General features: G+C 59.0%; 17 protein-coding genes. 4 read left to right on the top strand and 13 right to left on the bottom strand.

Annotated features, from left to right (window positions below):
• The first annotated feature begins 186 nt into the window (after positions 1–186).
• Positions 187–2,031, top strand: a complete 1,845-nt coding sequence (locus WGT02_RS11090) for a methyl-accepting chemotaxis protein (protein WP_208248004.1) — start codon at positions 187–189, stop codon at positions 2,029–2,031.
• A 22-nt stretch (positions 2,032–2,053) separates the two neighbouring features.
• Here the strand turns inward: WGT02_RS11090 and kdsA are convergent, their stop codons facing one another.
• Both kdsA and WGT02_RS11080 read right to left on the bottom strand, forming a co-directional pair.
• Entirely contained in the window at positions 2,054–2,899 is an 846-nt protein-coding gene (gene kdsA, locus WGT02_RS11085) for a 3-deoxy-8-phosphooctulonate synthase (protein ID WP_208248005.1), read from the bottom strand.
• A complete protein-coding gene (locus WGT02_RS11080; RefSeq protein ID WP_208248007.1) occupies positions 2,896–3,780 on the bottom strand; it encodes a VOC family protein in 885 nt (294 codons plus the stop codon). The genes kdsA and WGT02_RS11080 overlap by 4 nt, the downstream gene beginning before the upstream one ends.
• Positions 3,781–3,979: 199 nt before the next feature.
• Here WGT02_RS11080 and lexA point away from each other — a divergent pair, with 199 nt between their 5' ends.
• The 3 genes from lexA (at position 3,980) to gltA (ending at position 7,281) form a co-directional block, all read left to right on the top strand.
• Complete coding sequence (gene lexA, locus WGT02_RS11075; protein ID WP_024316964.1) at positions 3,980–4,696, top strand: transcriptional repressor LexA; 717 nt, start codon at positions 3,980–3,982, stop codon at positions 4,694–4,696.
• A gap of 877 nt (positions 4,697–5,573) precedes the next feature.
• The gene (locus WGT02_RS11070) at positions 5,574–5,867 is read left to right on the top strand and encodes a hypothetical protein (protein WP_141652590.1); all 294 of its coding nucleotides are present in this window, start codon (positions 5,574–5,576) and stop codon (positions 5,865–5,867) included.
• Between the two features lie 124 nt (positions 5,868–5,991).
• A complete protein-coding gene (gene gltA, locus WGT02_RS11065; RefSeq protein WP_024316962.1) occupies positions 5,992–7,281 on the top strand; it encodes a citrate synthase in 1,290 nt (429 codons plus the stop codon).
• Between the two features lie 29 nt (positions 7,282–7,310).
• Here the strand turns inward: gltA and lpxB are convergent, their stop codons facing one another.
• The 11 genes from lpxB to pyrH form a co-directional block, all read right to left on the bottom strand.
• On the bottom strand, positions 7,311–8,492 hold the full coding sequence (gene lpxB / locus WGT02_RS11060; RefSeq protein ID WP_024316961.1) for a lipid-A-disaccharide synthase: 1,182 nt from the start codon (positions 8,490–8,492) through the stop codon (positions 7,311–7,313).
• Positions 8,489–9,370: an LpxI family protein gene (locus WGT02_RS11055; RefSeq protein ID WP_208248011.1), complete on the bottom strand. Its 882-nt coding sequence runs from the start codon at positions 9,368–9,370 to the stop codon at positions 8,489–8,491. Before WGT02_RS11055 ends, lpxB begins: the two co-directional genes overlap by 4 nt.
• Positions 9,371–9,373: 3 nt before the next feature.
• Entirely contained in the window at positions 9,374–10,192 is an 819-nt protein-coding gene (lpxA, locus tag WGT02_RS11050) for an acyl-ACP--UDP-N-acetylglucosamine O-acyltransferase (protein WP_024316959.1), read from the bottom strand.
• Positions 10,189–10,656, bottom strand: coding sequence for a 3-hydroxyacyl-ACP dehydratase FabZ (gene fabZ / locus WGT02_RS11045; protein ID WP_024316958.1), 468 nt, complete (start codon positions 10,654–10,656; stop codon positions 10,189–10,191). The genes lpxA and fabZ overlap by 4 nt, the downstream gene beginning before the upstream one ends.
• Positions 10,649–11,710: a UDP-3-O-(3-hydroxymyristoyl)glucosamine N-acyltransferase gene (gene lpxD / locus WGT02_RS11040; protein WP_208248013.1), complete on the bottom strand. Its 1,062-nt coding sequence runs from the start codon at positions 11,708–11,710 to the stop codon at positions 10,649–10,651. Before lpxD ends, fabZ begins: the two co-directional genes overlap by 8 nt.
• A 50-nt stretch (positions 11,711–11,760) precedes the next feature.
• The gene (gene bamA, locus WGT02_RS11035) at positions 11,761–14,097 is read right to left on the bottom strand and encodes an outer membrane protein assembly factor BamA (protein WP_208250446.1); all 2,337 of its coding nucleotides are present in this window, start codon (positions 14,095–14,097) and stop codon (positions 11,761–11,763) included.
• A 194-nt stretch (positions 14,098–14,291) separates the two neighbouring features.
• Positions 14,292–15,425, bottom strand: coding sequence for an RIP metalloprotease RseP (rseP, locus tag WGT02_RS11030; protein ID WP_024316955.1), 1,134 nt, complete (start codon positions 15,423–15,425; stop codon positions 14,292–14,294).
• Positions 15,426–15,453: 28 nt separating this feature from the next.
• A complete protein-coding gene (locus tag WGT02_RS11025) occupies positions 15,454–16,287 on the bottom strand; it encodes a phosphatidate cytidylyltransferase (RefSeq protein WP_024316954.1) in 834 nt (277 codons plus the stop codon).
• The gene (locus WGT02_RS11020; RefSeq protein ID WP_208248015.1) at positions 16,287–17,033 is read right to left on the bottom strand and encodes an isoprenyl transferase; all 747 of its coding nucleotides are present in this window, start codon (positions 17,031–17,033) and stop codon (positions 16,287–16,289) included. The genes WGT02_RS11025 and WGT02_RS11020 overlap by 1 nt, the downstream gene beginning before the upstream one ends.
• Before the next feature lie 43 nt (positions 17,034–17,076).
• Complete coding sequence (gene frr, locus WGT02_RS11015; RefSeq protein WP_024316952.1) at positions 17,077–17,637, bottom strand: ribosome recycling factor; 561 nt, start codon at positions 17,635–17,637, stop codon at positions 17,077–17,079.
• A gap of 52 nt (positions 17,638–17,689) precedes the next feature.
• The gene (pyrH, locus tag WGT02_RS11010) at positions 17,690–18,412 is read right to left on the bottom strand and encodes a UMP kinase (RefSeq protein WP_024316951.1); all 723 of its coding nucleotides are present in this window, start codon (positions 18,410–18,412) and stop codon (positions 17,690–17,692) included.
• Between the last annotated feature and the right edge of the window lie 24 nt (positions 18,413–18,436).

The following is an 18,436-nucleotide window of genomic DNA, read 5'->3' as shown; positions in this document are numbered from 1 at the left end:
AACCAATCAATAGTACAATTAATCCTCAATAAGGAAATACTGCCTGTCCGCCGGCAAGTAGTATTGCATGATGCACTTCCTTGTGCGGTTCAAACCCGCCTGCTTATAGGGCTTTTAAGTTCCCTCCAAATTCCAAGCCATTTCAATAAACAACACCTGTTCACTATAAAATTTACGGGGCGCCGGATGAAACTCAATATTGCTCGCAGCCTTGCCATCTTCGCGGCCGTCGTCACCGCGGGATTGATCACTTCGATCGGCATACAGAATTACGCCTTCAACAAGCTGCGGGTGAACGGCGAAATGTATAAGCAGATCGTCTACGGCAAGGATCTCGTCGCCGATATCCTGCCGCCGCCTCTCTACATCGTCGAATCCTACATGCTTGCACTTGAGGCGGTGCAGCGTCCTGAAGTCGCGCGGAAGAATATCGAGCGCATCCAGACTGTCCTGAAGCCCGCCTATGAGGATCGCCGCAAATATTGGTCGGAAACGGCGCTCAGCGCCGATCTCAAGGAAAAACTCCTGAACGACGTCCTCGTCAAAGGCGACGTCTTCTGGAAGGTGATGGCGGAAGAACTCGCCCCGGCCATTCTCAAGAACGACGCTGCCGTCATCCCGGCGGCCTTCGAGAAGCTTTCAACGAATTTCCATATTCATGAAGAGGCCGTCAACAAGCTCGTGGACATGGCGAACGCCTTCCTTGCTGCTGCCGAAAAGGATGCTGCCGAACAAACCCGCATCCTTTCCACGATCACACTTGCGGCAGCCGCTGTCTCGTTTTGCCTGTTGCTCGGCGGCCTCTATGCCTTCCGTCGACGCGCTATCGTGCCGCTCTCGGCGATGCGCGACTATATGGCGATCCTTGCCGGTGGCGATTATTCGAAGGAAGTGCCCTTCAGCCGCCGCGCCGACGAGATCGGCGCGATGGCGCGCGCCGTCACCGTCTTCCGTCAATCTGCCGAAGAGCGAAACAATATCCGCGAGCGCCAAGATGCTGAACGCCGGGTGCAGGCACAGCGTGATGCGGTGCTTGCCGCGACCAAGGCAGAAGAGGAAGCCGCCCGCGAGCGCGTCATTGCAAGCCTGAGCCGCGGTCTGGAGCGCCTTTCCGGCGGCGACCTCACTGTCCAGCTCAGCGAACCCTTCGAAGCCGCCTACGAAAAGCTGCGCCACGAGTTCAACTCGAGCATCCGCACGCTTTTCGGCGCAATGAAGGAAATCTCGGCCGTCACGAATACGGTAAGGACCGGCTCGAGCGAAATCGCCTCGAGCACGGATGATCTGGCCCGGCGAACGGAGCATCAGGCCGCCTCGCTGGAGCAGGCAGCCTCCGCGCTCGACCAGATCACCGTCACCGTCAAGAACTCATCGGAACGGGCCAATGAAGCGAACGCGGTGATGACGGCGACGAAGGAAAGCGCCAGCTACTCGGCAACCGTCGTGCACGAGGCGGTGGCCGCGATGGAGAAGATCGAGACATCATCCGCGCAGATCGGCGAGATCATCAACGTCATCGACGAAATCGCCTTCCAGACCAACCTCCTCGCGCTCAATGCCGGCGTGGAGGCCGCCCGTGCAGGTGAGGCCGGAAAAGGCTTTGCCGTCGTTGCGCAGGAAGTGCGCGACCTTGCCGGTCGCTCCGCCAATCTGGCGAAAGAAATCAAACAGTTGATCGAGAGGTCTTCCAGCCAGGTTTCAGCAGGCGTTGGCCTCGTCAACCGCACAGGCGAAGCGCTCAGCAATATCGATCAGCAGGTTCTGATGGTCACTGCGCTGATCGAGGGGATCGTGCGTTCTTCCTCCGAACAAACCACCGCGCTCCTGGAAGTCAACGCCGCCGTCAACACGATGGACAGCGTCACGCAGCAGAACGCGGCGATGGTCGAGCAAACCAGCGCCGCCTGCCGAGAGCTCGGCGACGAGGCAGTGCACCTCAATCACCTGCTGTCTCGTTTCCGTCTCGACGATACGGACAACTCCGTGACCAAGGGATATCCCTCCCACAAACGGATGGCGCTTGCCGGTTGACGGCCGGCACTTTCTGCAGGTTTCAGGCCGCCTTGGCGATCACGTCGAAAGCCAGCAGCTTTTCGAGTAGCCGCGGCATATCCTTCAGGTGAACCATGTTCGGCCCGTCGGACGGCGCATTGTCAGGGTCTTCGTGCGTTTCGATGAAGACGCCGGCGACGCCAACGGCAACGGCTGCCCGTGCCAGCGTCTCCACGAATTCGCGCTGGCCGCCGGTTGAGCCGCCCTGCCCGCCTGGCTGCTGCACCGAATGCGTGGCGTCAAAGATCACGGGAGCGCCCATCGCCGCCATGATCGGCAGCGAACGCATGTCCGAAACCAGCGTGTTGTAGCCGAAGGAGGCGCCACGCTCGCACAGCAGGATATTGGGGTTGCCGGTCGAGTTCAGCTTGTTGAGGACATTCTTCATGTCCCAAGGAGCAAGGAACTGGCCCTTCTTGACGTTGATGGTGCGGCCGGTCTTGGCGGCAGCGACCAGCAGGTCGGTCTGGCGGCTGAGGAAGGCCGGGATCTGCAGGATGTCGACGACGGTCGCCACCTCGGCGCACTGCTCCTCGGTGTGGATGTCAGTCAGGACCGGAAAGCCGTATTCCTTCTTGAGGTCTGCAAAGACCTCAAGCGCCGTTTCGAGGCCGATCCCACGCTGAGCCGACAGCGAGGTGCGGTTCGCCTTGTCGAAGGAGGACTTGTAGACGAGGCCGAGACCAAGCTTGTCGCAGAGTTCCTTTAGCACGCCCGCGACCATGAAGGCATGGTCACGGCTCTCCATCTGGCAGGGCCCAGCAATCAGCGACAGCTTGCCGGCATTGGAAAAGGTGACGCAGCCGGCGCCTTCGCCAACCACGACTTCGGACTTTGTCTGGCTCATCGTTTCTCCTCAAAGGCGAAGAGCGCGCCCTGCCCGGGAGCCGCCTTCACCAGAATTCGATTGTTTTTGCGCGTGTAGGTCATCCCGTTAGCAGCCAAATGCGCTTCTGTCACGGCGAGCTCGCCAACCTTGAAGACGATGGCGATGCCGCGCAAGCCGCGATCGGTGGACGCTGCAGGAAGGTCGAAATATGCATACAATCCATCGGGGGATAGAACGCTGATCCTGGCATTCGGAGCGGCGACGCTCACGCCGAAGGCGTCGTTGACAATCCCCGGGCCGTGCGCCGCTGCGCGCACGAATGATCCGAACGCCTTCGGATCTGGCGAAACCAGAGCGATCTCTGCGATCCCATGGACGCCGTTCGCGTGCACTTGCAGCGCTTTTCGATCGGCCGGCAGCGGATTGACGCGTTGACACGTGAAAAAGAAGAAATCCGGAGCCCGCAGATCCACCGCGAAAGCGAGCTTGAACGCGGCTGTGGCCTCCGAGCCATCGGGCATCTTCATCGGTCGCTCGAACTGTAGCATCTCGCCGCCATTGATCCTTTCGGAAAGGAACCGGGCGTGGTCGCGATCGGCATCTGCGGTCGCGAAGACCACGGCAGAGAATCCATCGTCCCCGCATCGAAACCGAAAGGCGCGGTCACGCGCGGTGAAGACATTCCCTTTCTTCGCCGACGCCTCGTGCAGTTCCGCGCTGGCGACCCCCAGGGGCTCTAGGTAAGTTTCGTCGGAGAAGAATATGCAGGCGTTCTCTGTTCCAAACGGATGCCGGGCATCGGGCGCGATGGTGAACCCAAGTTTTCCGAGACGTTCGCGCGCGAGTCCAATATTGGAGACCGGCAGCACGATGTGGTCCAGCGGATGTGCTTCGCTCATAGCAAACTCTCCGGAATTTGCGAAGATGTGCGCCGGGTCGCAGGACAATGCAACCCCCTTCGGCGCTTTCAGTCAAATGAACTGAGAAAACTGAACAAGTTGCGGGCAAGTTTTACGAAAATTTAGGCACTTGCGGAACACATATGGAACATATAGTGTCTGTTCTGGCTTTGTTTCACGACTCTGGGGTTCAACTTCGATGCTGACGCGTAAACAACAGGAGCTTCTTCTCTTCATTCACGAGCGAATGAAGGAGTCCGGTGTCCCCCCTTCTTTCGATGAAATGAAAGATGCCTTGGACCTCGCGTCGAAGTCAGGCATTCACCGGCTGATTACAGCGCTCGAAGAACGTGGCTTCATTCGCCGACTGCCGAATCGGGCCCGCGCCCTGGAGGTCATCAAGCTTCCGGAGGCATATAACCCGAGCTTGCAACCACGCCGCGGCTTTTCGCCGAGCGTCATCGAAGGCAGCCTCGGCAAACCGCAGCTTGTTGCGCCGCCGAAGCCGGCAGCACATGCCGACAACGGCAATTCCGCCTCGGTACCGGTTATGGGACGGATCGCCGCCGGCGTGCCGATTTCGGCAATCCAGAACAATACTCACGACATCACCGTTCCGGCCGACATGCTTGGCCCGGGCGAGCACTATGCGCTTGAGGTCAAGGGCGACTCGATGATCGAAGCCGGCATTTTCGATGGCGACACGGTGATCATTCGCAATGGCAGCACCGCAAATCCCGGCGACATCGTTGTCGCGCTCGTCGATGACGAAGAAGCGACCCTCAAGCGCTTCCGCCGGAAGGGCGCCTCCATTGCGCTCGAGGCCGCGAACCCGGCTTATGAAACGCGTATTTTTGGACCCGACCGCGTCAAGGTTCAGGGCAAGCTCGTCGGGCTCATTCGTCGTTATCATTGACGACAGGCGGCTCACCGTCAAACGTGCCGCTTCGCCAGTTGTATGCCCAATGCCGCATCCAGGGGCGGTCAAGCGTGGTAGTAGGCGGTGACACGATGGTGTTCCCTGTTCGTCTTTGCGTATCTCGGCGGCGCCAGAGCCGCGACGCAGGATTTCTCCGGTGAATAGCAGTGCGTCCGGCCGGCATTCGGTCGCACGCAGGCGAGCGGGCGTCACGACGATATCGGCGGTATCGCGCGCAGCGCCGAAGTAAGCAGGGTTTTCGACGATTGTCAGAACGTAGCTGCTATCGTGCGTGGCGGTGCACCAGGCGTTTTCAGGGAAACAAGGCGGTCTTCAGCGCCCGTCGCAGAGGCCTGCCGCAACGTATTGCGGGCATTGCGCAATTCCTTAGCCGAGAGTCTTTGAGCTTGGCCTTCGCTGTCCGCCGCCGGACAGGGGTGATATTGCGTCGCCGAGGTGGAATTGATGCAGTGCCAGCGGTCACGGCGATCCCCTTCCCGACGCTCAACGCAGCCCGTGATCGTCGTGATTATACGCGCGTCCAATATGACGGTCGCCCTACTCCGTGCTTCGAACTGGGCGGAAAGCATTCCCACGACACCAATACGCCCGCCAGCGCAAGATTTCGGATCAGTCGGCGGCGCCCCGGGGACTGCGGCCGGTGCAATCAGGGCGAACGCAACAAACCATGCCCCCAGGCGGATCATTGGCGGGTCACTTGCGAGCTCAAACCAGAGGACGGCGTCGGCCCGAGGAAGACCGGAGAAAATACGAAGAACCGCCCATGATCCATCTCCGTCGCCACAGCGCGACGAAAACACGAAGAGCAGCCGGGCGGCGCGGTCGTAAACCACGTTGCCCAGGAGACGAGTGATTGCGTGCTGAAGGCGCGCGGAGGCTTCTAAGCAGATTGAGCCCGAAGAAAAGAACGCTCTGCCATGCGAGCAAGCGCATCCGCGCCGAGGGGCCTGCCTCACAAAGTGGCTTCAACCCCGGCATGCATCTGCGCCCAAAAACAGCCGCCCTTGCAACCACAATGCAAGTTCTTCAGGCTTCAGGCAACAATAATCGATTGAAATCCGAAGGAGAATCGGAAGCCAGAAAAGCCAAGGATAATCATCAGCTTCTGCTATGCGCAGGGCTCATCGCAGGAGTGCCCAAAAGTTGATACTGCGATGCACAAAATGGCGTCACGGGAACTTGGCATTAGGCGCGCGATCATATAGCTATCGTCGACGACGCTTAACCCTATGGCGCTTTTATGGCGCCAACCGCCAGTTTGGAGGATCAGAATGACGGAACAAAGCGCAACACTGAAAATCGGTGATAAATCAGTCGATCTCGCCGTCAAGAGCGGCACGATCGGCCCTGACGTCATTGATATCGGCGCCCTGTACAAGCACACGGCTTCCTTCACGTACGATCCTGGTTTTACCTCGACCGCATCCTGTGAATCGAAAATCACCTACATCGATGGTGATGCCGGCGTACTGCTACATCGCGGTTATCCGATCGAGCAACTTGCCGAGCATGGCGACTTCCTCGAGGTCTGCTACCTGCTCCTCTATGGCGAACTGCCGACCGCTGCGCAGAAGAAGGATTTCGACTATCGCGTCACGCATCACACGATGGTGCATGAGCAGATGAGCCGGTTCTTCACGGGCTTCCGCCGCGATGCGCATCCGATGGCCGTCATGTGCGGCTGCGTCGGTGCATTGTCGGCCTTCTACCACGACTCCACCGACATCACGGATCCGCATCAGCGCATGGTCGCAAGCCTGCGCATGATCGCCAAGATGCCGACACTTGCGGCCATGGCCTACAAGTATCACGTCGGCCAGCCCTTCGTTTACCCGAAGAACGATCTCGACTACGCCTCGAACTTCCTGCGCATGTGCTTTGCTGTTCCGTGCGAAGAATATGTCGTCAATCCGGTGCTGTCCCGCGCCATGGACCGCATCTTCATCCTGCACGCCGACCACGAGCAGAATGCATCGACCTCGACGGTCCGCCTCGCCGGCTCATCGGGCGCAAACCCGTTCGCCTGCATCGCCGCCGGCATTGCCTGCCTCTGGGGCCCGGCTCACGGCGGCGCCAATGAAGCAGCGCTGAACATGCTGACCGAGATCGGCACCGTCGACCGTATTCCCGAATACATAGCCCGCGCCAAGGACAAGAACGATCCGTTCCGTCTCATGGGCTTCGGTCATCGCGTCTACAAGAACTACGATCCGCGCGCCAAGATCATGCAGAAGACGACACACGAGGTTCTCGGCGAACTCGGCGTCAAGGACGACCCTTTGCTCGAGGTAGCAATGGAACTGGAGCGTATCGCTCTCACTGATGAATACTTCATCGAAAAGAAGCTCTATCCGAATATCGACTTCTACTCCGGCATCACGCTCAAGGCTCTGGGCTTCCCCACGACCATGTTCACCGTGCTGTTTGCTCTGGCCCGCACGGTCGGCTGGATTGCACAGTGGAACGAGATGATCGAAGACCCGGAGCAGCGTATCGGCCGTCCGCGCCAGCTCTACATCGGCGAGCCACAGCGCGATTACCTGCCGGTCTCCAAGCGCTAAACCGCGACAGCAGACAGCAAAGAGCCCGGTCAGAAATGGCCGGGCTTTTTCTTTTGAAGGACGTCGAGAACGATCTCAGCCGCGTATTCTCCCGGCGGCTTTTCGGTCTGCATCCTCTGCCAGAGGGTGTCAAACCCCTCCATCATCGCCTGTCGCGGCAAGGTGTCTGCCGAAAGCTTCTCCATCCAGCGTGCAAAGCTGCCGCCTCGGACGACTTCATTGATATATTCGGGCACGACAGTGTAGTCCGTGATCAGGTTCGGAAGGGCCGCGCTCCACGTCTTGATCTTGCTGGTCATGAGCTTGATGATCCAGTCGGTCTTGTAGGCCGAAATGCAGGGAACACCGGTCAGCGCGAGCTCCAGCACGACAGTCCCGGACGCGGCCATGGCCGCATCCGCTTCAGCGAATGCCTGCCACTTCGCCTCCACCCCCGTCAGGATCTCCGGCTTGGTCGTCCAATCCTTGACGAGATCACGGATCATGGATTCGCGTCGTGGCATGGTCGGCAAAACGAAGCGCACGTCACCGTTGCGCGCCACCAGCTCGCTCACGGCATCGCCAAAATGCGGCAGCAGCTTCATGATCTCCGACGAACGCGAACCGGGCAGCAACATCACCGTCTTGCGGTCGGTTTCACTTCGCGGTTTCGTCTGCGCCCGCTGGCGTCGTGCGTCCACCAGGTTCGGATCGGCGGTCAAACGGTGACCAACGTAGATTGTCGGCGGACCACCCAGCTTGCGCATCACTTCCGGCTCGAAGGGCAAGACTGCCAGCACCTGGTCGACGTACGAGAGCATGCGCTGCGCGCGGTATTCCTTCCACGCCCATACGCTTGGACAGACATAATTGACGACGGGCAGTTCAGGCAGCGCCGCGCGCACGCGCTTGGCGACCCTATGGGTGAAATCGGGACTGTCGACGATAATAAGCACATCCGGCTTTGCCGCGATGATCGCCGCCGCCGTCTCTCGAATGCGTCGAACCAGCCGCGGCAGGTTCGAAAGCACTTGCGTGATGCCCATGACCGACAGTTCGGAGAAATCGAAAAGCGAGCGCAGGCCCTGCGCGTCCAGCCCCTCGCCGCCGACGCCGATCAGCTCCACGCGACCTTGATACTGCTGCTTTAGGGCCGCGACCAGGTCCGCGCCCAGAAGATCGCCCGAAACCTCCCCAACGACGATAGCAACTTTTAGCGAAGCCTCGCTCACACTAACCCCCAGGATGGCAATCCCCTATCCAGTCCGCACACGAAAATACCAGCCTCATCCGCGGCCTTGATGACAGCGTCACGCTCAAGGATCAGCGAGCGGCCCGCTTCAACGGTCACGCCGGCCAGTCCCGCCTGGCGCAGGTTCTCGATCGTCGAAATACCGATCGATGGCAGGTCGGCGCGGATATCCTGCTGAGGCTTGCAGAGTTTCACGAGCACTCCGCGCCGGCGCGCGGAAATTCGCCCGGCCGACCGCAGGTTCGCGACACGCTCCAGCATGCTGTCCGTGCCTTCCACACCTTCGAGCGCAACGATGCGGCCGCCGACTGAAACCGACCCCTGACCAACGTCCAGCCTACCGAGCGCATCGGCCGCTTCGGCTGCACGTATTATGTCCTTCGTGTCGTCGGCGCTTGGCTGCACGGCGCCCAATGGACCGACCGATGCAAGCAGATCCGGTGCGATCTCGTGCGCGCCGACGACCCGGCGTCCATTCTCTTCAATCAAGGTGATTACCATGCGCAGCACCGTATCGTCGCCGCCAGCGAGCAGCGTACGGATCGTCGACGGCAATTTCACCAGAGTCGTCAGCGTCGGCCGGACTTCCCGCCACTCCGGGCGCCGGCGTACAGCGCCAGACATGACGACGCGGTCTATGCCGTTGCTTTCAAAGATGCGATTGAGAGCAGCGAAATCGCCGACGCCGATGACGGCGTGGTCAAAGCCTTCCCAAGAACGGTCGGCCTCGTTCTTCAGCGCAACAATGAAGGGATTCTCACCTGCTTGCCGCGCCGCGGTGGCGACATGAGACGGCAGAAGGCCACTGCCCGCGATGATTGCCAAGCGGCCTTTTGCCATGTCACCAGCGAGAGCCAAGCATCACCCTTTCTGTCCCCTCGTCGGAGAGGAAAGCGCGCGATCGCTTTCGGCGGCAATGAAATCGAGAATCTGCATGACCTGTTCGCAATCGGCATACTCATCCCTGATCGCGGCGGCGTTGTCACGGATCGAACCGTCGCCTTCGAAGATCGCCTTGTAGGCGCGGCGCACGGCATGAATCGTCGCCCGGTCAACACCGGCGCGGGTCATGCCAACGACGTTCAGGCCGCTCAGAAGACCTGGATTGCCATTGAGCATGCCATAGGGAATGACATCATAGCTGACAGCCGAGAGCCCACCAACAAAGGCCTGCCGGCCGACACGCGTGAACTGATGCACGGCACAGCCGCCACCGAGAATGACACGATCCTCGATCGTCACGTGGCCCGCCAGCATCACATTGTTGGACATGATGACGTTGTTTCCGACCCGGCAATCATGCGCGACATGAGAATTCGCCAGGAAGAGATTGTTGTTGCCGACAATCGTCCGACCACCGAAATCGGCGGTACCCGTGTTTACCGTCACGCCTTCGCGGAAAGTGCAGTTGTCGCCAACCGTCAAGGTCGTCTCTTCGCCGCCATGATGAACGCTCTGCGGATCGCCGCCGATGACGGCCATCGGGAAAATGCGGCAGCCCTTGCCGATCGTCGTCTGGCCGGACACAACCGCGTGCGTCAGCAGTTCCACGTTATCGCCCAGCACGACCTTCGGGCCCACATGGCAAAAAGGGCCGATCTTGACGTTCTCGCCGATCACGGCGCCATCTTCGACGACGGCCATAGCGTGAATGCTGGCAGTGGCTGCAATCGTACTCATGCCTGATCCTTGCGAACGATCATCGCCCCGATGTCGGCTTCAGCGACGAGCGCTCCATCGACCTTAGCATCGCAATGGAACTTCCAGATGTTACCGCGCTGTTTCTGTTTCTTCACGTGATATTCGACGCGATCACCGGGAACGACCGGCTTGCGGAAGCGCGCATTGTCGATCGTCATGAAGTAGACCAGGTTGCCGGTCTCACCTTCCTTCTTGGCGCAGATCGCGCCGGCCGTCTGAGCCATGCCCTCGATGAGCAGAACACCCGGCATGATCGGCGCCCCCGGAAAGTGACCGGTGAAGTGCGGTTCGCTTGCCGTCACGTTCTTGATGCCGATCGCGGAATCGTCGCCATCGATCTCGATAATCCGGTCAACAAGCAGGAACGGATAACGATGCGGCAGCAGCTTCATGATCTCGTTGATATCCGCCGAAGAGAGCAAAGTCTTGGCTTCCTCAGTCATTCTTTTCTCCCATTTTCTTGCTGCCCGTTGATCGCGCCAAAATCGCAGCCGTCTCTCGCAGAAAATCGTTGATGGGACGCGCGGGCACGCCACCGTAGCGTTCGCCGGCAGGTATGTCTCCGATCACGCCGCTCTTTGCGGCGATCTGCACTCCGTCACCGATCTTGATATGCCCGTTCAGTCCAGCCTGCCCGCCGACCTGCACGCCATCGCCGAGCACAGTGCTGCCGGCAATGCCGACCTGAGAAACGATGGCGCAATGGCGTCCGATGCGGACGTTGTGGCCGATCTGCACCTGATTGTCGATCTTTGTGCCTTCGCCGACGACCGTATCATCCATCGTCCCGCGATCGATCGTGGTGTTGGCGCCGATCTCGACATGATCCTGGATGATGACCCGGCCGACCTGCACGATCTTGATCATCCCCCGCGGGCCCGGGGCGTAACCGAAGCCATCTTGGCCGATCCGCGCACCGTTGTGAATGATGACGCCACTGCCGACGAGTGCGCACAGCACACTCGCACCAGCCGCGATCGTGCAATTGCGGCCAATCTTGACGTTTGGCCCAATGATGGCGCCCGCCCCGATGTGTGTGCCCTCACCGATTTCAGCATGCGCACCAATGACCGCGAATGGCTCGACCGAAACCTTGCCCTCGAGCCGGACGGTCGGATCAACGATCGCGCGATCGGAGATACCGGAAGCTTCGGACAACAGTGCTTCAGGGCGCAGCGCCTTCGGATAGAGATAGCCCCCAGCCATGGCAAAGGCCGCATGAGCATTCTTCGAAATCAGAACAGGCAGATGATCCGGCACCAGCGATCGCAGGCCGACACTGCAAAGGACGGCAGACGCCGCGCACGTCGCGAGCTCGTCCTTGCTCTTCTTCGACATGATGTAACACAGGTCACCCGCCTTCGCCCGACTTACGGGCGAAACGGAGCGGATCACGACATCTGCATCTTTCGGATCAGCAAGCTCTGCCCCAAGATACTGCGCCAACTCCAAGAGTTTCACGCCATCATGGGGCAGAAAAAAGCCATTTTGCTCCATCGGCAAATCTCCAGAACGGAATTCGATTTTACGGTTCCGGACTGCCGATATCAGAATTGGTTGTTTATGCCAAACTTGAAGTGCTGAGTTTTGTCGAAGTCTTCCTTGAGAACCGGAATAGCGTAGTCGACGCGCAGCGTACCGAATGGCGACGCCCACATAAGACCAACACCGACAGAAGCACGGAGCGATGCATCAACGCCGTTCACACTATCACCACGCGGATCGACATCATTGCCAAACAGCGTACCTGCATCGGCGAACACGGCGCCGCGCAAGCCGAAGTCACGCGGGACCGCAGGGAGTGGGAAGGTCGCTTCAGCCGACACCGTAAAATAGGTGTTCCCACCGAGCGGGTCGTCGTTTGCCCCGGCAATGCGTGGGCCGATGCCCTTGTTCTCGAAGCCGCGAATATCGCCGTTGGTCAGCGTGAACTGATCAAAGACGTTCAGATTCTTGTTAAAGCCGATGACATAACCCGCCGAACCCGAAACCGATCCGATGATATCAGCATCATCCGCAAGCAGGTGGAAATACCGCGCCTTACCGTAGATCTTGTAGAATTCCGAGTCGCCACCAAGGCCAGCGATTTCATGCGTGGCGCTGGCATAGATACCTTCGCGAGGCAGCGTCATGTCATCGAGCGTATTATAGGTCAGCGTCTGCGAAACGGACGACTTCACCCACGGACTGTTTTCAACGAGGTTCTGGTATGGCGCAGACAGATTGCTCAGCGAGCCCGAGGGATCATACTTCATCTGCTTGTAGTTGTAGCGGAACGTCGTCGCCAGATCTTCCGTGATCGGCGCCGTCGCGCGCAATACGCCACTGTTTTCCTCGTAGTCGTAGTTGTCGTTGCTCGACGTCTGACTGTGGTTAAGATCGAAACCAACAGCCAGGCGATAGCCCAAGAAGTAGGGCTCCGTGAAGTTCAAGCCATAGGTCTGAGAGCCTTCTTGACCACCACCGGCGCTAATCTTGATGTACTGACCGCGACCGAGGAAGTTCTTTTCCTCGACAGATGCTTCGAGCAGCAGACCATCGCCGCCGGCAGCATAGCCTGCGCCGATACCGAACGAGCCGGTCGCCTGGTCCTGCACGTCAACGACGACAACAACGCGATCCGGCGAACTGCCAGGCTGCGTCGAGATGTTGACGGACGAGAAATAGCCGAGAGCCTCGAGGCGGCGCTTGGCCCTCGTGATCATCTGCTGATTGAAGGCGTCGCCTTCGCTCATGTCGAACTCGCGACGAATGACAAAGTCACGCGTACGGCTGTTGCCGCGGATTTCGATGCGCTCTACGTAGGCGCGCTCGCCCTGATCAACGAGGTATTCGACGCCGATCGTATTGTTGGTCAGATCACGATTGCCGCGCGGCGTCACGCGCGCAAACGGATATCCGGCGGAGGCGACCTGATCGGAGATCGCTTCCATCGATTTCTGGACTTCCTTGGCGCTGTAGACCTGACCTTCGTGCGTGCGGACGAACCCCTGAAGCTGCGTAGAATCAATACCGGGAACAGTCGACTGCACCGTCACGGCACCAAAATTATAGCGCGGACCTTCTTCGATGTTGAAGGTTAGCGTGTACTTGTTCGTTGCCTCGTCGAAAGCCGCATCCGATGAGATGATACGGAAGTCGGCATAGCCGCGATTGTAGTAGAACTGACGCAGCGTTTCTTCGTCGGCATGAAGTTTGTCTTCGCTGTAGACGTCCTTGCGGGTCAGGAACGACAGAAAGTTCGAGCGCTTCGTCGCGATGACCGAAGAGAGACGACCCGAACTATAGGCGTTGTTGCCAACGAAATTAATGGCAGCAATCTTGGTGCGATCACCTTCGTCGACGACGAAGGCCAGATTGACGCGTCCCTCACCGAGCGGCACGACCTGCGTGGTCACCTGGACTTCGCTGCGGCCGGTCGCGGCGTACGCGTCCTTGATTGCCTGAATGTCGGACTGGATCTGCGCTTCGTTATATGGTCCGGCCGCGTGGGTTTTCACGACAGCAGCGAGCTTGTCGTCCTTGATCTTGCGGTTGCCGTTGAAGACCACCTGGTTGACCAGCTGCGCTTCCTCAACGGAAACAACCAGCGTGCTACCGGAGACGGAGATCTTGACGTCGGAAAAATAGCCGGTGTCGTAAAGCTGCTTCACCGAGTCATCGATGTCTGTGTTGGAGAAGGTCTTGCCAGGCACGATCGTCAGGTTCGAGCGTACCGCTTCGGCGCCGACACGGCTTGCGCCGCGTACATCAACACGCTGAATGACTGCAGCTTCTGCCGTCGTTGCCGAGACGAAAACCGTTGCACCTGCCCCCGAAGCAACAATACCTGCAGACAGCGTAACCGCCGATACTGCGTTCAAAAATCTTGAACCAGCCTTCATTTCACCCATTACCTTTTTTCTCGTCCCCGGCCCAGGCGTCCCCCGATTCCGGTCACGTGTGTCGTTTTACCCGCTTTTGACATACAAGCAAGGGAGCACGTTAATTTCTGTTTACTTCATTTCCAAGCGTGACGCATTCGCCACTACAGCTTTGAAACATCGTAAATAAACGGTAATTTTCCCTCGTCCGGCAATCAGCCTATCAAAGCACTTATATCGTTCCAGGTGGCAAAAACCATCAAGCTCAAAACCATCGCCAAGCCAATGCGGAACGCAATGTCCTGGGCAGACGATCCCAACGGTTTTCCTCTCACCGCCTCGATCGCATAGAACATCAAATGACCACCATCAAGTACCGGAACCGGCATCAAGTTCAGTAATCCGATAGAAACCGACAAGACAGCAGCGAGCTGCAGCAAAGCTGCAACGCCTAGTGTCGCCATCTGGCCGGAAGCCTGCGCGACACGGATCGGTCCGCCGAGCTGGTCGGGCTTCATGTAACCGGAGATGAGATTGCCGATATACTTGAAGGTGCCGGTTACGATGTGCCAGGTCTGGATCGTTCCTTCCTTGACCGCCGCCAGCGGCGAATAGGTCTGCACCCGGAAGTGACCGACCTCCTGGTTCGTGACGATACCGATAAGGCCGATCTCGATCTTGTTGCCGAACTGATCGGTCATGTCGGTTCGGGCCGGTACCATCGGCACATCCAACTTCTCGCCGTTGCGCTCGATCGTCACGATGATTCTTTGCTCGGGCCGAATGCTGACGTAGCGTCGGACGTCGTCGAAAGTCTCGACCTTCGTGCCATCGATAGCGATCAGAAGGTCACCCGGCGCGACGCCCGCCTCGGCAGCAACGCTGCCCTGCTTGACTTCCGCGACAACGGGATCCGCGACCGATCGGCCGTAGATCGAGAAAAGAACCGCAAAAATCGCAATCGCCAGGACGAAATTGGCAATTGGGCCGGCGGCAACCGTTGCGGCACGCTTCCACAGCTTCGCGCCGGCGAACGAACGCGCACGATCCTCTTCCGACATCGCTGCGAGCTTGTCGTCATCGGGCTTGCTCGATGAATCCTCATCGCCGAAAAAGCGGACGTAGCCGCCAAGCGGTATCAGTGAAAGCTTCCAGCGGGTTCCGTGCTTGTCGGTGAAGCCGACCAATTCCGGGCCAAAGCCGATCGAGAACGCCAATATCCTGATGCCGCTCCAGCGCCCGACAAGATAGTGCCCCATCTCGTGCACGAAGACGAGCAACGACAAGACGAGGACGAAGGGCACGATATAGCCCGTCAGGAACGCCAATATACCGGTCAAGCCAAGCATCTGATCTTTCCGCCAGCCTTTGCAGACATTATACGCCGAACAGGGCTGCACCGAGCGACGTCATTTCGCCGCCCTTTATCAGCGAAAAAAGCCCAGCTAGCAAGAACGCTGCAAAGCAGGCAAAAATGAGCCCGTCGACCCGGTCCATGATGCCACCATGCCCAGGAATGAGACGGCTCGAATCCTTGACGCCGAAGCGGCGCTTGATGAAGGATTCGAAGAGATCGCCAGCCTGGCTACATATCGACAGGATGAACGCGATCGGCGCCACAAACACGACGCTTTGCGGAAACGCAAAATAGGTAACCAGACTGCCGGCAATCACTGCGGAGACGACACCGCCAATGGCGCCGGACCATGTCTTTCCCGGAGATATCTTCGGCGCCAGTTTCGGGCCGCCGATGGCGCGGCCGACAAAATAGGCAAGAATGTCGGTTGCCCACACGACTGCAAAGACGAAGAGCATCGCAACGAGCCCGACACTGTCGGCGCCGCGTATACTCGAGAGCGCAATGCCGGTAAGACCGGCGTACATCATACCCGTGGGAAACCAGCGTGATGTTTTCGACACAAGCACGAAGCCAACAGCAACCAGGAAGAACAGCGATAAGAGAAGCAGCGAATAGCGAAATGTGCCAGCCACCACGGCCACGGCGATCGCCACCTGCCCCACCCAACCGATTGCGTTGGCGACCGGTTGCTCGGTCGCAAGCCTCGTGATTGTCGACCATTCATAATAAATCAGCAGTCCGATCAATGCGGACAAAAGGCTAAAGGCGACACCACCATACCAGGTGGCGAGCAGAACGATGACGGCAAGAATCACTCCGGAGAGAATGCGTAACTTCAACTCCTGCTGCATCAAGTGCCTACTGCCGCAGCCGTTTGGGCTACCAGTCCACCGAAGCGACGGTCGCGCGACGCGAAGGTCTCCAACGCTGAATGGAAGATCTCCCGGCTGAAATCGGGCCAATACTCAGGAACGAAAATGAACTCCGAGTAAGCGGCCTGCCAAAGCAGGAAGTTGGAAAGGCGCTCCTCACCGCTCGTACGAATGATCAGATCGGGATCCGGGATGCCCGCCGTATCGAGCCGCGCATTGATGAGCGCGGGTGAAATGTCCTGCGCCCTCAGCCGTCCTGCCTCGACGTCACGCGCAAGACTTGTCATTGCACGAGCGATCTCGTCGCGCGAACCATAGTTGAAGGCGATAACGAGGGTCAGCGCGGTGTTCGACTTCGTCCTCTCTTCTGCGTCCACCAGAAGATCGAGGATATCGCTCTTGAGGCTGAGCCGGTCGCCGATCACCTTCACGCGCACATTCTGGCGATGAAGCTCCGCCAAGTCGCGACGAATGAAGGCCTTCAGCAAGCCAAGCAGATCGGAAACCTCCGTTTCCGGACGGCGCCAATTCTCCGAGGAAAAGGCGAAGAGGGTGAGATACTTGATCCCTGCGTCACCCGCAGCGCGCACGGCCTCGCGCACCGCGTCAACGCCCTTTCGATGACCCATCGTCCGCGGAAGTCCGCGCTGCTTCGCCCATCGGCCATTGCCATCCATGATGATGGCGACGTGTTCTGGCACAGTCAAAAATGTTCGTTCCGACATTTCCCGTCCGGTTCTTGCAGCAAAGGCGCAGCCGCAGCGCGCCCTAAACCTGCATGATTTCCTTTTCCTTCTCGCCAAGCAAGCGGTCGACTTCAGAAATCGTCTCGTCTGTCATCTTCTGCACACGATCTGATTGCGCCCGGCTTTCATCCTGGCCAATCACACCGTCTTTTTCGGCTTTCTTAAGGCCGTCCATACCGTCGCGACGCACATGGCGAATTGCAACCTTGCTCTTCTCGGCATAGTCGTGGGCGACTTTCACCAGCGATTTGCGGCGTTCCTCATTGAGTTCCGGCAGCGGAATGCGCAGGTTCTGGCCGTCGATGATCGGATTGAGGCCGAGATTCGACTCGCGGATGGCGCGGTCGGTCGCGTTGACCATCGATTTGTCCCAGACCGAAACCGACAGCATGCGCGGCTCCGGCACGGTAATGTTGGCCACCTGGTTCAGCGGCACACGCGAACCATATGCCTCGACCATGACGGGGTCGAGAATGTTGGCCGAGGCGCGGCCCGTGCGCAACGATGCGATATCGTGCTTGAACGCGGAAATCGCGCCATCCATGCGGCGCTTGAGTTCCTTGATGTCGATGCCTTCACTCATGTCATTGCTCCCGTCTTGGTAGAAGCTGCGGCAAAACCAGCCGTCCACTCGATCAGTTATCAGAAACGACGGTCTTGAGGCCGCCGCCCTTGAGGATTTCAGCAAAACCACCCTTCTCGTGGATCGAGAAGACGATGATCGGAATTGAATTCTCCCGTGCCAGCGCCACGGCCGCGACGTCCATTACGGCCAGCCCCTTATCGAGGACTTCCTTGTGCGTCAGATGGTCGAAACGGGTCGCTTCCGGATCCTTCTTCGGGTCTGCCGAATAAATACCATCGACCTGCGTTCCCTTGAAGATCGCTTCCGCACCCATTTCGGCAGCACGCAGCGCGGCCGCCGAGTCCGTCGTGAAGAACGGGTTTCCGGTACCGCCTGCGAAGATCACGACGCGGCCGAGCGACAGGTGATAGAGCGTCGCGCGCTGTGAGAAACTCTCGCAGATCTCGGGCATCGCAATCGCCGACAGTACGACGGTATCGATGTTGAGCTTGCGCAGCGAGGTTGCCAGCGCCAGCGCGTTGATCACGGTCGCAAGCATACCCATGTGGTCGCCGGTGACACGATCGCCGCCCTTGGAGGCAACTGCGACGCCGCGGAAGATGTTGCCGCCGCCGACGACGACGCCGACTTCCACACCCATCTGCCGCGCTTCGGCTATGTCAGCCGCAATGCGGTCTGCGACCGCTACATCAATCCCAAATCCCTGGCTGCCCATGAGGGCTTCGCCGGAAGCCTTGAGTAGAACGCGTTTGTAGACAGGCTCTGACGACATCTTGGCTCCTCGTATATCACCGCT

The sequence above is a fragment of the Rhizobium sp. T1470 genome (assembly GCF_042140505.1).
Taxonomy (GTDB): Bacteria; Pseudomonadota; Alphaproteobacteria; order Rhizobiales; family Rhizobiaceae; genus Rhizobium; species Rhizobium favelukesii.
This window is presented reverse-complemented; position numbering and strand designations above follow the sequence as displayed.

Excerpts from the sequence above, each read along its gene's own strand:
- rseP (WP_024316955.1), bottom strand. The coding sequence starts at position 15,425 with ATGCTTGGCTTGACCGGTATATTGGCGTTCCTGACGGGCTATATCGTG.
- fabZ (WP_024316958.1), bottom strand. The coding sequence starts at position 10,656 with ATGACTGAGGAAGCCAAGACTTTGCTCTCTTCGGCGGATATCAACGAG.
- WGT02_RS11025 (WP_024316954.1), bottom strand. The coding sequence starts at position 16,287 with ATGCAGCAGGAGTTGAAGTTACGCATTCTCTCCGGAGTGATTCTTGCC.
- kdsA (WP_208248005.1), bottom strand. The coding sequence starts at position 2,899 with ATGAGCCAGACAAAGTCCGAAGTCGTGGTTGGCGAAGGCGCCGGCTGC.
- lpxD (WP_208248013.1), bottom strand. The coding sequence starts at position 11,710 with ATGGAGCAAAATGGCTTTTTTCTGCCCCATGATGGCGTGAAACTCTTG.
- gltA (WP_024316962.1), top strand. The coding sequence starts at position 5,992 with ATGACGGAACAAAGCGCAACACTGAAAATCGGTGATAAATCAGTCGAT.
- WGT02_RS11090 (WP_208248004.1), top strand. The coding sequence starts at position 187 with ATGAAACTCAATATTGCTCGCAGCCTTGCCATCTTCGCGGCCGTCGTC.
- WGT02_RS11020 (WP_208248015.1), bottom strand. The coding sequence starts at position 17,033 with ATGTCGGAACGAACATTTTTGACTGTGCCAGAACACGTCGCCATCATC.
- frr (WP_024316952.1), bottom strand. The coding sequence starts at position 17,637 with ATGAGTGAAGGCATCGACATCAAGGAACTCAAGCGCCGCATGGATGGC.
- pyrH (WP_024316951.1), bottom strand. The coding sequence starts at position 18,412 with ATGTCGTCAGAGCCTGTCTACAAACGCGTTCTACTCAAGGCTTCCGGC.
- bamA (WP_208250446.1), bottom strand. The coding sequence starts at position 14,097 with ATGAAGGCTGGTTCAAGATTTTTGAACGCAGTATCGGCGGTTACGCTG.
- WGT02_RS11080 (WP_208248007.1), bottom strand. The coding sequence starts at position 3,780 with ATGAGCGAAGCACATCCGCTGGACCACATCGTGCTGCCGGTCTCCAAT.
- lpxA (WP_024316959.1), bottom strand. The coding sequence starts at position 10,192 with ATGAGTACGATTGCAGCCACTGCCAGCATTCACGCTATGGCCGTCGTC.
- lexA (WP_024316964.1), top strand. The coding sequence starts at position 3,980 with ATGCTGACGCGTAAACAACAGGAGCTTCTTCTCTTCATTCACGAGCGA.